Origin of the sequence: Umezawaea sp., from assembly GCF_036375055.1 — a bacterium.
Taxonomy (GTDB): Bacteria; Actinomycetota; Actinomycetes; order Mycobacteriales; family Pseudonocardiaceae; genus Umezawaea.
Map to the genome: position 1 here is coordinate 128,441 of NZ_DASUSQ010000038.1, position 14,067 is coordinate 142,507.

A 14,067-nucleotide genomic window follows, 5' to 3' on the forward strand; every position below is an offset into this window, starting at 1 on the left:
CCTGCGGCCAACATGGTCCGAAATGTACTTCCTTGGGGCGGAATCCCTTGCCTGGTAGGCCCTTCCACCCCGTCGAGGGCACTACCTTCGAGCGTCATGGAGACGGATGACAAGCCTCCCGCGCGCCTCACCACCGCGCGGAGCCGGGAGCTCGGGCAGGAACTGCGCCAGGCGCGCAAGCACGCTGGCTTGGGGGGCACCGCTTTCTGCGAGGAGCTGGAGTGGTCGACCGCGAAGCTGAGCAAGCTGGAGATGGGCTGGCGCGGCACCAGCGACTGGGAGATCGGCACGTTCCTCGGCAAGAGCGGCGCGGACAAGGCGACCCGCGAGCGCATCATGCGGCTCGCGCAGGAACCGGACCTCGGCTACTTCGTGCGGCGCCACGCGGGAGCGACGTCGGACGGCCTGCTGTGCCTGGTGATGCACCAGCGATCGGCGTTGACGCTCACCAGCTACGACACCATGGTGGTCCCCGGCCTCCTCCAGTCCGTGGCGTACGCGAAGGCGCTGCTGGAGACGACGGGCGCGAACGGGTTCGACGACGTGGACGACCTGATGGTGGCGCGGCTCGACCGCCAGGAGCACCTGAGGGCGCGGGAGGACTCCCGGTCCACGTTCTACCTCCACGAGGCGGCGCTCCGGCTCGTCGTGGGCGGCCCGCGGACCATGCACGACCAGATGATGCGGCTCGCGTTCATGTGCGAGTGGCCGCACCTGACCCTGCGCGTCGTCCCGTTCACGGCTCCGGGGCACCCGGCCCTGCGGTACTCCTCGGCGCTGATGACGTTCCCCCGCCACGCGAAACCGCTGGTGTACGCGGAATCCGACCTCACGACGGTGTTCCTGGAGGAGGAGCGCGCCATCGCGTTCTACGAGGAGAAGCAGTCGGTGCTGGACGCGCTCGCGTTGAGCGCGGAGCAGTCGCACGCGGTCTTCCGGCACTGGGCGAACGTGTACGACCTCGCCGACGGCCGGGAAGCCGCGACCTCGAACTGAAGCGGTGTCAGGTCAACACGATCGACGTTCCGAAAGCCGTCGCGATGACCAGGAACGCGACCAGCAGCCGCACTCGGGTACCCACGGTGATGCCCTTCCATCGAAAGCCAACACCGTTACGATACGAACTGTCCACCGGACAAACCAAGTCGCAAAAGAGTGAAGGCCGGATGAACAAGAATTCATCCGGCTTTCAAACACGGGATCTTTCGGGATTTTCCACTCTGCGTGATGGAGCGATATCGCAGCGGGACGACCGCGGCGCGGTGTGACGACCCACAGCCGCTCCGTGACCGGTCAGACGGGGTGCGGCGACACCGCACCCACCTGTCCGCAGCCGACCGGCTCCACCGGACGAGTTCCGAAAAGGGGCGATCGGGACAATTCCACATGAGACGAGTTGCCCGATCAGCCGTAGAGCGAGATCGCTTTGCGCATCGTTTCGCGTGCCCGGCCCCGGTCGCCCGCGAGGTCGTAGGCCTGCGCCAGCCGGAACCACGAGCGCCAGTCGTCCGGCTCGGCCTCGGTCTCCACCCGGCGCTCCTCGAACCACGCGTCGGCCGCGTCCCGGTCGACGCGGCCGGACGGCCTGCGCGGCAACGCGCTCGTGTCCGGCAGCCCGCCCTCGTCGGCGAGCTGCCGGGCCATCTTCTCCGTCTTCAGGCCGAACCGCAGGTTCGTCCAGGCGATCCACGCGCCGACGAGCGGCAGGATCAGCACGCCGATGCCGAGCCCGACGCCCACCGGGTCGCCGGTGCCGATCAGCAGCACGCCCTTGCCGCCGAGCAGGACGAAGTAGACCACCAGCACGGCGGTCAGCAGCAGGGCGACGGACCGGGTCCTCATGCGGTCGTCACAGGTCCATGTACTCGTCGAGCCCCACGGCCAGGCCGGGGTGGTCGTGGATCGACCGCAGGGCCAGCAGGACGCCGGGCATGAACGACTTGCGGTCCAGCGAGTCGTGCCGGAGCGTCAGCGTCTCGCCCTCGGTGCCGAACACGACCTCCTGGTGGGCGATCAGGCCGGAGATGCGCAGCGAGTGCACCCGCACGTCCCCCACGAGGTTCCCGCGGGCCCCGTCGGCCTCCTGGGTCGTGGCGTCCGGCATCGGGGCCATCCCGGCGGCCTGGCGGGCCTGGGTGATGAGCCGGGCCGTGTGCGCGGCGGTGCCCGACGGGGCGTCCGCCTTGCGCGGGTGGTGCAGCTCGACCACCTCGGCCGACTCGTAGTACTTCGCGGCGATCTCGGCGAACCGCATGGACAGCACGGCGCCGATGGCGAAGTTCGGGGCGATGAGCACACCCAGCTCCGGCTTGCCCTCCAGCCACTCCGCGAGCGTCTGGAGCCGCGCCGCGTCGAACCCGGAGGTGCCGACGACGGCGTGGACGTCGTTGTCCACGCAGAAGCGCAGCGTGTCCATGACGACGTCGGGGTGGGTGAAGTCGACGACCACCTCGGCACGGGCGTCGACCAGCGTCGACAGCTCGTCGCCCGCGTCGATCCTGGCGACCAGCTCCATGTCGCCGCTCACCTCGACCGCGGCGCACACCTCGGCGCCGACCCGGCCAAGTGCGCCGATCACGCCGACGCGCAGCGGCCCGTCGGACTCGGAACGCTTCGTCAAGAGATCACCTCGTGTACCTGGGAGGGCAGGTCGTCCGCGTGGTCGAACGGGCCGACCACGGCGGCCGCGACCGGCCGTCGGAGCAGTTCCTTCGCCAGCTGGGCCACGTCGGCGGCCGTCACCTGGTCGATCCTCGCGAGGGTGTCGTCCACCGACAGGTAGTCGCTGTAGTTCAGCTCCCCCTTGCCGATGCGGGACATCCGCGAGCTGGTGTCCTCCAGGCCGAGCACGAGCCCGCCGCGCAGCTGGCCCTTGCCCCTGGCCACCTCCGCGTCCGACAGGCCCTCGTCGGCGACCTGGTGCAGCACCTCGCGGATCACGCCCGCGACGTCGCCGAGCCGGTCCGGCTGGCAGCCCGCGTAGACGGACAGGCTGCCGGTGTCCGCGTAGGAACCGATCGACGAGTACACCTGGTACGCCAGGCCCCGCCGTTCGCGGACCTCCTGGAACAGCCGGGAACTCATGCCGCCGCCGAGCGCCGCGTTGAGCACGTTGAGCGCGAACCGCCGCTCGTCGTGCCGGTCCAGCGCGCGGACGCCCAGCATCAGGTGCGCCTGCTCGGTGTCGTCGGTGTGCAGCACCAGCTTCTTCGCCTGCGCGATGCGCGCCCGCCCCGCGCGCGGTGCGACCGGGCTGCTCTCCCGCCGCAGCCGGTCGCCCAACGCCTTGCGCGCCAAGCGCATCACCTGGTTGTGCTCGACGTTGCCCGCGACCGCGAGCACCATCTTCGGCAGCGTGTAGCGGCGCTTGTAGAACGTGAACAGCGCGTCGCGGCTCATCGCGCCGATGGACTCCTCGGTGCCGAGCACCGGCTTGCCCAGGACGTGACCGCCCATCAGGGCCTCGGAGAACGCGTCGTGCAGCAGGTCCTCCGGGTCGTCGTCGCGCATCGCGATCTCTTCGAGGACGACACCGCGCTCGGTCTCGAAGTCACGTTCCTCGCACAGCGCCTCGAAGACGACGTCGGACACGAGGTCCATCGCCAGCGGCAGGTCCTCGTCGATGACGTGGGCGTAGTAGCAGGTGTGCTCCTTCGCGGTGAACGCGTTGAGCTCACCCCCGACCGCGTCGATCTCCTCGGCGATGGCCGCCGCCGTGCGGTTCGCGGTTCCCTTGAACAGCAGGTGTTCCAGGTAGTGCGCGGCGCCCGCGACCTCGGGGCGCTCGTCGCGCGAGCCGACCTGCACCCACAGGCCGACCGACGCCGAGCGCACCGTGGGGATCTGCTCGGTGATCACGCGCAGGCCCGACGGCAGCACGCTCCGGCGCACCGACGGTTCGAGCTGACGCGTCGTCCCCGGCTTCTGGAGGTGGCCGGGGGTTGCCCGGTTCGACGGACTCAGACGCGGACGGCCGCGAGTGCCAGAAGCACTCGCGGCCGCCGCCATGTCGCTGATCGTCACTGCGCCGCGGACTCCGCGGGCACGGGGGCGTCGGCGCCGTCGGCCGGAGCGGCCTCGGGAGCGGCGGTCTCCTCGGAGACCACGATGAGGCTGATCTTGCCGCGCTGGTCGATGTCGGCGATCTCCACGCGGAGCTTGTCGCCCACCTTGACGACGTCCTCCACCTTGCCGATGCGCTTGCCGCCACCGAGCTTGGAGATGTGGACCAGACCGTCACGACCCGGCAGCAGGGAGACGAACGCGCCGAACGCCGCGGTCTTCACCACGGTGCCCAGGAAGCGCTCGCCGACCTTCGGGAGCTGCGGGTTGGCGATCGCGTTGATCATGTCGATCGCCGCTTCGGCCGAGGGGCCGTCCGCAGCGCCGACGTAGATCGTGCCGTCGTCCTCGATCGAGATGTCGGCACCGGTCTGCTCGGTGATCGAGTTGATCATCTTGCCCTTCGGGCCGATGACCTCGCCGATCTTGTCCGTCGGGATCTTGACCGACGTCACGCGCGGCGAGAACGGGCTCATCTCGTCCGGGGCGTCGATGGCCTCGGCCATGACCTCCAGGATGGTGAGCCGCGCGTCGCGCGCCTGGCCGAGCGCCTTGCGCAGCACCTCGGACGGGATGCCGTCCAGCTTGGTGTCGAGCTGGAGCGCGGTCACGAACTCCTTGGTGCCCGCGACCTTGAAGTCCATGTCGCCGAACGCGTCCTCGGCGCCGAGGATGTCGGTGATGGCGACGTAGCGCGTCTCACCGTCGACCTCGTCGGAGACGAGACCCATCGCGATGCCGGACACCGGCGCCTTGAGGGGCACACCGGCGTTCAGCAGCGACATGGTCGACGCGCAGACCGAGCCCATCGAGGTGGAGCCGTTGGAGCTCAGCGCCTCGGAGACCTGGCGGATCGCGTAGGGGAACTCGTCGCGCTTGGGCAGCACCGGCATCAACGCCCGCTCGGCGAGCGCGCCGTGGCCGATCTCGCGGCGCTTCGGCGACCCGACCCGGCCGGTCTCACCGGTCGAGTAGGGCGGGAAGTTGTAGTGGTGCAGGTAGCGCTTGTGCGTCTCCGGCGTCAGGGAGTCGATCTGCTGCTCCATGCGGAGCATGTTCAGCGTGGTGACACCCAGGATCTGGGTCTCGCCGCGCTCGAACAGCGCCGAACCGTGCGCCCTGGGGATCAGCGCGACCTCGGCACCCAGCGAGCGGATGTCGGTCAGGCCGCGGCCGTCGATGCGCACGTTGTCGCGCAGGATGCGCTGGCGGACCAGCTTCTTGTTCAGCGAGCGGAACGCCGCGCCGATCTCCTTCTCGCGGCCCTCGAACTGCTCCGCGAGCTTCTCCAGCGTGGCGGCCTTGACCTCGTCGATGCGCGACTCGCGGTCGGCCTTGCCCGCCACGGTCAGCGCGGCGGCGAGGTCGCTGGACGCGGCCTCCTCGACGGCGGCGAACGCGTCCGGCTGGTAGGCCGGGTACGTCGGGAACACGCCGGTCTCCTTCGCCGCGACGCGGGCCAGCTCGGCCTGTGCCTCGACGAGGACCTTGATGAACGGCTTCGCGGCTTCGAGACCCGCGGCCACGACCTCCTCGGTGGGGGCGGTCGCGCCCTCGCCGATCAGGTCGATCACGTTGTCGGTGGCCTCGGCCTCGACCATCATGATCGCGACGTCGTCACCGACGACGCGGCCGGCGACGACCATGTCGAACACGGCCTTCTCCAGCTGCTCGTAGGTCGGGAACGCGACCCACTGGCCCTCGATGAGGGCGACGCGGACGCCACCGATCGGGCCGGAGAACGGCAGGCCCGCGAGCTGCGTCGACGCGGACGCGGCGTTGATCGCCACGACGTCGTACAGGTCCTGCGGGTTCAGGCTCATCACCGTGATGACGACCTGGATCTCGTTGCGGAGGCCGTCCACGAAGGACGGACGCAGCGGCCGGTCGATCAGGCGGCAGGTCAGGATCGCGTCGGTCGACGGGCGACCTTCGCGGCGGAAGAACGAGCCGGGGATGCGGCCCGCGGCGTACATGCGCTCCTCGACGTCCACCGTGAGGGGGAAGAAGTCGAAGTGCTCCTTGGGGTGCTTCGACGCCGTCGTGGCCGACATGAGCATCGTCTCGTCGTCCAGGTAGGCGACGACGCTGCCCGCGGCCTGCCGCGCGAAGCGGCCGGTCTCGAAGCGGATGGTGCGGGTGCCGAACTTGCCGTTGTCGATCACGGCGGCGGTCTCGTGGACCTCTACTTCAGTCATGCAGTGAACTCCTCGTTCGTCTTTTGGCCGCAGCGCGCTCGGGCGCGGGATCGCGGTTCGGACGAGGCCGGTCTTCGATCGAAGTCCCCTGGCGTTACGCGAGCGCCCCTTGGCGCTCAGCCCGTCCAGGGAACCACTACCGAGGACCGGCGAACTGGTCGTCCCGTTTCGCGGCGTGCTGGCCCTGTTGGTTCCTCTTTGGATCTACCCGGTCCTGGTTCTCGCCCTGTAGTGGGTTCTACACCGAAACCGGGTCGTACGCCGAGGGGGAGCGACCGAAGCCGGCCACTCCCCCTCGGTGCGTGTCAACGACGCAGACCGAGACGCCCGATGAGCGAGCGGTAGCGGTTGATGTCCACCTTCGCGAGGTAGTTGAGCAGCCGGCGGCGGCGGCCGACCAGCAGCAGCAGCCCGCGACGCGAGTGGTGGTCGTGCTTGTGGGTCCTGAGGTGCCCGGTCAGGTCGCTGATGCGCTTGCTCAGCAGCGCGATCTGGGCCTCGGCGGAGCCGGTGTCCGTGTCGTGGACGCCGTACTCGGTCAGGATGGTCTTCTTCTGGTCAGTGGTCAGTGCCACTAGGTGGGTCTCCTTGTGCGTGTTCGGTTCCGTGCGGCCCCACCAGGGAAACGGATGGGGTTAGTCGGTACTGGCCGCCACGGAACGCAGCCAGACCCAACTGTCGAGGTTACCAGGCGTGTACCCGACCGGAGTGCCCGGCGTGCTCGACCGCACTGCGGCTGCACGGCACGACGTGATCGTGGAACGGAGGGTGACGCCAAGTCCACCCGATTCAGCGACCCTTGCCGGCTCGCCGGAGCAGTTCGGCCAGCGCGGGGAAGTCCTCGCCGAGCACGTCGGCCGCCTGCGACAGCTCGCGGCGGTCCGCGATGCGGCGCAGGCTCGACAGCACGACGGCCTCGGTGTCCACGCCGTTGACCGGCAGCGAGTCGCGGCTCACGGTCGGCTTGGAGAGCCGCACGTCCTCCAGCGCGCGCTGGAGCGCCTCGGGGGCCCCGGTCGCCACGTCGGGCGTGAGCACCTTGCGTTCGAGCATGATCATCCGGGCCAGCACGGACGGGTTGCCGATCTTGGCCCGCCGCCCGGACATGACCTGGCTGAGCATGGGCGCGCTGATCCCCAGCACGTCGGCGAGCTGGGCCTGCGACACGCGGAAGGCGACCACCAGCCGGCGCACCCGGTCACCCAGGGGCTCCCCGTACCACTCGCGCTGCAACGCGATGTTGCGCTGGACGATCTTGTGGTCCTCCACCTGCCGCGCCTCTCCCCGTCCCAGCGTCCGCATCATTCCCTGCCGGGCATCTTGCCAGGTCTGACCGTGCCGCAAGTGCGCTTTCAGGCTTGTGCCCCGCCCAGGCCGAGCAGCGCCCCCACCTTGTCCACGTCGCGGTGCATCTCCACCACGAGCGCCTCACCGCTGTCGAACGTCAACTGGCCGCGGACCCTGCTGACGAAGTCGAGCGCCACGCGCTGGCCGTAGAAGTCCTCCTGGACGTCGAGCACGAACGCCTCCACGCGCCGTTCCCGCCCGGAGAACGTGGGGTTCGTGCCGACCGACACGGCGGCCGGGAGCTTGCGGCCGTCGGAGTGGATGAACCAGCAGGCGTAGACCCCGTCGGCCGGCACGGCGGCGAACCTGGTCATGGACAGGTTGGCGGTGGGGAAGCCCAGTTCACGACCCCTGCCGTCACCCCTCACCACGATGCCGTCGAGCCGGTGGGGCCGTCCGAGCGCCGCCGCCGCGGCGGCCACGTCGCCCGCGTCGATGCAGGCTCGGATGTAGGTGGAGGAGAAGGTCACCGCGTCGTCGCCCGACTGCGTGTCTGTCACTAGGTCCGCTCCTTCGGTGACGAAACCGAACCGCTGGCCGAGGTGGCGCAGGAGGTCGACGTTGCCAGCGGCCTTCTGCCCGAACGTGAAGTTCTCGCCCACGACCACGGCCGCCACGTGGAGCTGGTCCACCAGGACCTCGTGGACGAACTCGTTGGCGGGCATCCTGGAGAGCTCCACCGTGAAGGGGAGGACGCAGAACACGTCCACGCCGAGCTGTTCGACCAGCTCGGCGCGCCTGCGGAGGGTGGTGAGCTGCGCGGGGTGGCTGCCGGGGCGGACGACCTCGGACGGGTGGGGGTCGAAGGTCATCAGGACGCTGGGGACGCCCCGCTGGTGCGCGAGTTCGACGGCTCGGGCGATGAGCGCCTGGTGCCCCTCGTGGACCCCGTCGAAGACGCCGATGGTGACGACGCAGCGGCCCCAGCCGCCCGGTAGGTGATCTAGTCCTCGCCAGCGTTGCACGGGTGGGAGCGTACGGCGCGAGGTGGGTGGGGGTCGGGTGTGGGGTTGGGTGGGTGCCGCCGAGGTGGGAAGACGGTTCGCCGTAGGTGGTCGGCCGTGCGGCCGATATGACTCGGGGACCCCTCGTTCACCCCTTTGACCGGGACAGGGGGCAGCCTCGAAAACCTGCCCGATCACCAGTTTCAAGGCTCAAATCGCCAGGTAGAGTCAACCGCTGCTCCACCTCCAGCCCATGACCACAAGTCGGTCGACAAGCTCTAGAACTAGGCCCCCACCTGCTCGAACACGCCTGCTCTTTCCGGCAGCACCCAAGCGCGGTCGATTTCCCCTGGGGGATCTGCCCCGTGAAATTTGTCGGCTCAGGGCTTCCCACCTGCCCTTTTCGGCCCGACGAAGGGGCAAATCGAGGGGGCCCGGGTCACATCGACCGCACCCACGACGACCAAGCCCCCGACACCCGGACGTCACTCCGACCGAACATCCCGCCCAGCCTGGATGATCGTGCTCCGATCCCCGGCCGTGGCGGTCTGGGTCACCGACCGGTCGACGTACGACCCACCGATCGTCCCGACCTGCACCACGTGCCCGACCGACCCGAGCACGCTGTTCCGCACCCCGTCGGACTCGGTCCCGGCCTCGACGGCGGCGGGCGCCGACCGGACCTTCATCGCCACCCCGACCCCCACCCCGGTGAGCGCCACGACACCCACCCAGGCCCAGGGTTCCGTCATCAGGTCCGTGGCCACGTTGACGAGCACACCCGTCGCCGACGTCACCACTCCGGCCGCGGTCGGCCACACCCACCTCGCCATGAGGACCAACGGTAGCTACCCGGCGGGGGAGAGGACTACCACCGACCTGGCGACACCGCCCTCGTCCTTCGCCAGCGCCACGACGTGGCCGTCGGGCCCGAAAACACCGTAGGTGCCGTCGAACCCCCCTGCCGGGAGCCGCTGGCCGTGCGACAGGGCGACCACCTCGGCCGGTTCGATCTCCCGGCGCGGGAACGCGGTGGCGACCGCCGAGTCCAGGTCCAGGGACAGACCGGGGTCGGTCTCCAGCTTCTCCAGCGTCCTGGCCACCCTCAGGTCGAACGGGCCCACGCGGGTGCGGCGGAGCGCCGCGAGGTGGCCGCCGACACCGAGGTCCGCGCCCAGGTCGCGGGCCAGCGCCCGGACGTAGGTCCCGGAGGAGCACTCGACCATGACGTCCAGCTCGGTCGTGGTGCCCTCGCGGCGGATGGACAGGATGTCGAAGCGGTGGACGGTGACCGGGCGCGGGGGCAGGTCGACCTGTTCGCCGTCGCGGACCCTGGCGTAGGCGCGCTTGCCGTCGACCTTGACCGCGCTGACGGCGCTGGGCACCTGCTGGATCGGGCCGGTCAGCTTCGCGACGCCCGCGCGGACGGCGTCCTCCGACACGGTCGAGGCGTCCACTGTGGACAGCACCTCGCCCTCGGCGTCGTCGGTGGTGGTCGACGAGCCGAGGCTGATCGTGGACAGGTAGGCCTTGCTGTCCAGGGCGAGGTGGCCGAGGAGCTTGGTGGCGCGCTCGATGCCGAGCACGAGGACACCGGTGGCCATCGGGTCCAGCGTGCCCGCGTGGCCGACCTTGCGGGTGCCGAGGATCCGGCGGACGCGCGCGACCACGTCGTGGGAGGTCATGCCGTCCGGCTTGTCGATGACGACCAGACCGGGCGGGACGGAGGGGCGGGACTGGCGAGGAGTTGCGGACACGAGCGAGGATCTTAGGCTGCGGTGTAGGCGTCCCAACGCCTGCGCCGCAACTGGACCGGTACGTCCTCGCCCCTGGCCTCCGCCTCGAAGACCGCCGTGCGCGCTCGACGCCACCAGACGGCCGTGCGCCACACCCCGACGACCAGCACCACCGCGAGCGCCAGGAAGGCGATCCGGTAGGCCTGGGCGGGCGGCAGCCAGTCGAACAGGTCGAGCAGCACACCGACGGCGAGCGCGGACGCGGTGACCGCCGCGAAGCCTCCGACGTTGACGACACCCGTGGCCGTGCTGACCCGGTGCATCGGGTTGTAGTCGCGGGCGAGCGCGAACGCGATGCCGGAGATCGGGCCGCCGAGCGACAGCACCAGGAACGCCGCCGGCACGACCGGCGCGGGCACGACGCCGCCCGGCCAGGCCAGCAGCACCGTCCAGACGACCAGCGCCGCCGCGAGGAACCAGCCCGCGATCGGCATGCGCAGTTCCGGCTTGCGGGCGATGACCGAACCGAGCACCGGACCCGCCGCGATGGCGCCGATGACGAGCAGGCCGAGGGTGGAACTGGCCGCGGAGCGCGACATCCCCTGCGCCTCCACGAGGTACGGGAATCCCCACAGCAGGCCGAGCACGGCGGGCGTGGACATCGTGGAGAAGTGCGTCCAGAAGCCGAGGCGGGTGCCGGGGACGCGCCACGCGTGGACGACCTTGCGCAGCACGGTGCCGAGCGGTTCCGGTTGCAGCACCGGGACGACGACGCCCGCCGGGACGTCGCGCAGCCGCCAGAACGCCACCGCGGCGTACGCGGCGGTCACCAGGCCGGCGACGAGGAACGTCCACGTCCAGCCCGCGCCGCCGAGGAGCAGGGTGAGCGGGACGGTGGCCGCGAGGTTGCCCGCGCCGCCGAGCGCGGCGGAGATCGAGACGATCACCGGGAAGCGCCGGGCCGGGAAGTGGGCGGCGGCCAGGCGCAGCAGGCTGACCCACGTCATGGCGTCGCCGACGCCGAGGACGGCGCGCGAGGCGAGGCCGAGCGGGTAGGAGTCCGCGATGGCGAACAGGACCTGGCCGGTGCCCATCAGGAGGGCGGCGGCGGTGAGGACGCGGCGCGGGCCGAAGCGGTCCACGAGGAGGCCGGTGGGGATCTGCATCAGGGCGTAGAGCCCGATCTGGAGCACCGTGAAGGTGCCCAGTGCGGCGGGGCCGACCCCGAACCGCTCGCTCGCTTCCAGGCCCGCGACGCCGAGCGACGTGCGGTGGAACAGTGCGGCGACGTAGACGACGATGGCGGTGGTCCAGATCAGCCACGCTTGCTTCGTGGCGCGATCGACCGGCAAGGCACGCTCCTCGGGTAGTGGGTTCACCCAGTACATCGAAAACACTTGCCTGCTGGTAACGATTCCGGGTCGTGCCGTCCGACACATCCCACCTATCGGACGGCGCCCACCACCGACCAGTGCTCGGACCTGGTCCGCACGACCAGCGTGACCAGGCGCAGCAGCATGAACAGCGACAGGCCGGTCCAGATCCCCACCAGGCCCCAGCCGAACGCGAGCGACGCCCAGATCATCGGCAGGAAGCCGATCCCCGCCGACAGCAGCGTCGCCGTGCGCAGGAACGCGGCGTCGCCCGCGCCGAGCAGGACGCCGTCCAGCGCGAACACCACACCCGCGACGGGTTGCAGGGCCACGAAGAACCACCAGGCGTGCGGGATCTCGGCGAGGACGCCCGCGTCGGTGGTGAAGACCTTCGGCAGCACGCCCGCCAGCGCGGCGAAGACGACGCCGAGACCGATGCCGAAGACGAGCCCGTAACCGGTGATCTGCCAGGCGAACCGGCGCGCCTTGACCCGCTCCCCCGCGCCGAGCGCGGCGCCGACGATGGACTGGGCGGCGATGGCGAGCGAGTCCAGCACCAGCGCGAGGAACATCCACAGCTGGAGGACGACCTGGTGCGCGCCGACGGCGGCGATGGACGTGCGGGCGGCCACCGAGGCGGCGGACACGAAGCAGGCCTGGAAGGCGAGGCTGCGGACGATCAGGTCGCGGCCGAGGCCGAGCTGGGCGCGCATGAGGGCCGGGACCGGTCGCAGCGCCACGTCCTCGGCGAACAGGGCGCGGAAGAACAGGCACGCCGACACGACCTGGGCGACGACGTTCGCGATGGCCGACCCCTCCAGGCCCAGACCGGCCGGGTAGACGAGCAGCGGGCACAGGACCGCGGACAGGCCGTTGCCGAGCAGCACGTACCGCAGCGGGCGGGCGGTCTCCTGCACGCCGCGCATCCAGCCGTTGCCCGCCAGCGTGACGAGGATGAACGGGGCGCCGAAGAGGGCGATCCTGATCCAGCTCACGGCCGCCGAGGCGATCTCGCCGTCGCCCGCCAGCAGCCGGGCCAGCGGGGCGGCGAAGAGCTGCCCCAGGCCGATCAGCAGGACGCCGACGCCCAGCGCCAGCCAGGTGGCCTGGACACCCTCCGCGACGGCCTCCTGGCGGCGACCGGCGCCGTGCAGGCGGGCGGCGCGGGACGTGGTGCCGTAGGCGAGGAACGTGAGCTGGGCGGCCACCTGGGACAGAAGCACCCCGCCCAGCGCCAGGCCCGCGAGCGGCAGGGCGCCGAGGTGGCCCACCACCGCGGTGTCCACGAGCACGTAGAGGGGTTCGGCGGCGAGGACTCCGAGCGCGGGCACGGCGAGGCCCAGCACCCGCCGCGGCGGGACGCGGTCGTCGGTCACGAGCGGGCGAGGGCTTCCACGAGGTCGGTCAGCACCTGCTCGGCCGGGCCCTTGGCGGTGAAGCCCGCGGCGTGGCGGTGGCCGCCGCCACCGAGCAGCTGGGCGACCTCACGCACGTCGACCTCGCTCACCGAGCGCAGCGACACCGACCAGGTGGACGGGCGGAGCTCCTTCAGCACGGCCGCGACCTCCGCCTCCTGGGCGGTGCGGATGAGGTCCACGACGCTCTCCACCTCCTCCGGGCGCAGCCCCTCGGAGTCCTCCAGCGTGACGACCGCGTGCACCAGGCCGAGACCGCCCGCCGCCTCCCGGTCCAGGGTGGCGCGGCTCAGGACGGAGGCGAGCATGTTCAGGTAGCCGAACGGGTGGCTGTCCATCAGCGGCCGGGCGACGGCCTCGGCGTCCACGCCCGCGTCGATCAGGCGGGCGGCCACGAGGTGGGTGGCGGCGCTGGCGTGGCGGAAGGACCGGGTGTCGGTGACCAGGCCCGCGTAGACGCAGCGGGCGATCGGCTCGTCGACCTCGACGCCCATGACGTCCAGGAGCCGCAGCACGACCAGCGCGGTCGCCTCGGCGCGGTCGTCCACGACGTTCACCGTGCCGAAGCCGGGGTTGGAGACGTGGTGGTCCAGGACCACGACCTCGCCGCCCGCCTCGATCGTGGCGGCCACGCGGTTGCCCAGCGGTCCGAGCCTGCCGACGCTGCCCGCGTCCAGCGCCACCAGCACGGGCGGCGCGGCGGGGATGTCGCCCGCGGGCACCAGCAGGCCCGCGACGTCCAGCCCCCGCAGGGTCTCCGGGACGTCGGCGGGTGCCCCGAAGGAGACGCGGACCGCGACGCCGCGGCGGTGCAGGGCCAACCCGAGCGCGAGCGCGCTGCCGAGCGCGTCGGCGTCGGGGTTGACGTGGGCGAGCAGCGTGACGTCGGTGGCGGTCGCGAGCACGGCGGCGGCCGCGGCCAGCTCGGCGGTCAGGTCTTGGGGCACTGCGACACGTTAACTCCGCCGAGCGGATCGGTGCTGCTGAAAATT

The 14,067-nt window shown here is 71.0% G+C and carries 13 protein-coding genes; 1 reads left to right on the forward strand and 12 read right to left on the reverse strand.

The window, feature by feature from the left end:
• Positions 1-96: 96 nt before the first annotated feature.
• Positions 97-996, forward strand: coding sequence for a helix-turn-helix transcriptional regulator (locus tag VFZ92_RS11950; RefSeq protein ID WP_330875927.1), 900 nt, complete (start codon positions 97-99; stop codon positions 994-996).
• A 408-nt stretch (positions 997-1,404) separates the two neighbouring features.
• Here VFZ92_RS11950 and VFZ92_RS11955 read toward each other — a convergent pair whose 3' ends face one another.
• The 12 genes from VFZ92_RS11955 to VFZ92_RS12010 all read right to left on the reverse strand — a co-directional run bounded on the left by VFZ92_RS11955 (position 1,405) and on the right by VFZ92_RS12010 (position 14,022).
• Positions 1,405-1,842, reverse strand: a complete 438-nt coding sequence (locus VFZ92_RS11955; protein WP_330875928.1) for a tetratricopeptide repeat protein — start codon at positions 1,840-1,842, stop codon at positions 1,405-1,407.
• A 7-nt stretch (positions 1,843-1,849) separates the two neighbouring features.
• Positions 1,850-2,620, reverse strand: coding sequence for a 4-hydroxy-tetrahydrodipicolinate reductase (dapB, locus tag VFZ92_RS11960; protein WP_330875929.1), 771 nt, complete (start codon positions 2,618-2,620; stop codon positions 1,850-1,852).
• On the reverse strand, positions 2,617-4,008 hold the full coding sequence (locus VFZ92_RS11965) for a pitrilysin family protein (protein ID WP_330875961.1): 1,392 nt from the start codon (positions 4,006-4,008) through the stop codon (positions 2,617-2,619). Before VFZ92_RS11965 ends, dapB begins: the two co-directional genes overlap by 4 nt.
• Positions 4,009-4,019: 11 nt before the next feature.
• Positions 4,020-6,260, reverse strand: coding sequence for a polyribonucleotide nucleotidyltransferase (locus tag VFZ92_RS11970; RefSeq protein WP_330875930.1), 2,241 nt, complete (start codon positions 6,258-6,260; stop codon positions 4,020-4,022).
• Positions 6,261-6,565: 305 nt separating this feature from the next.
• Complete coding sequence (rpsO, locus tag VFZ92_RS11975) at positions 6,566-6,835, reverse strand: 30S ribosomal protein S15 (RefSeq protein WP_106187937.1); 270 nt, start codon at positions 6,833-6,835, stop codon at positions 6,566-6,568.
• A 214-nt stretch (positions 6,836-7,049) separates the two neighbouring features.
• On the reverse strand, positions 7,050-7,529 hold the full coding sequence (locus VFZ92_RS11980; RefSeq protein WP_330875962.1) for a helix-turn-helix transcriptional regulator: 480 nt from the start codon (positions 7,527-7,529) through the stop codon (positions 7,050-7,052).
• An 83-nt stretch (positions 7,530-7,612) separates the two neighbouring features.
• Complete coding sequence (locus tag VFZ92_RS11985; protein ID WP_330875931.1) at positions 7,613-8,572, reverse strand: bifunctional riboflavin kinase/FAD synthetase; 960 nt, start codon at positions 8,570-8,572, stop codon at positions 7,613-7,615.
• A 464-nt stretch (positions 8,573-9,036) separates the two neighbouring features.
• Complete coding sequence (locus VFZ92_RS11990) at positions 9,037-9,384, reverse strand: hypothetical protein (protein WP_330875932.1); 348 nt, start codon at positions 9,382-9,384, stop codon at positions 9,037-9,039.
• A gap of 15 nt (positions 9,385-9,399) precedes the next feature.
• Complete coding sequence (gene truB, locus VFZ92_RS11995; protein WP_330875933.1) at positions 9,400-10,308, reverse strand: tRNA pseudouridine(55) synthase TruB; 909 nt, start codon at positions 10,306-10,308, stop codon at positions 9,400-9,402.
• A gap of 11 nt (positions 10,309-10,319) precedes the next feature.
• Complete coding sequence (locus VFZ92_RS12000; RefSeq protein WP_330875934.1) at positions 10,320-11,675, reverse strand: MFS transporter; 1,356 nt, start codon at positions 11,673-11,675, stop codon at positions 10,320-10,322.
• Between the two features lie 56 nt (positions 11,676-11,731).
• Entirely contained in the window at positions 11,732-13,036 is a 1,305-nt protein-coding gene (locus tag VFZ92_RS12005; protein ID WP_330875935.1) for an MATE family efflux transporter, read from the reverse strand.
• A complete protein-coding gene (locus tag VFZ92_RS12010) occupies positions 13,033-14,022 on the reverse strand; it encodes a DHH family phosphoesterase (RefSeq protein ID WP_330875936.1) in 990 nt (329 codons plus the stop codon). Before VFZ92_RS12010 ends, VFZ92_RS12005 begins: the two co-directional genes overlap by 4 nt.
• Positions 14,023-14,067 lie beyond the last annotated feature (45 nt).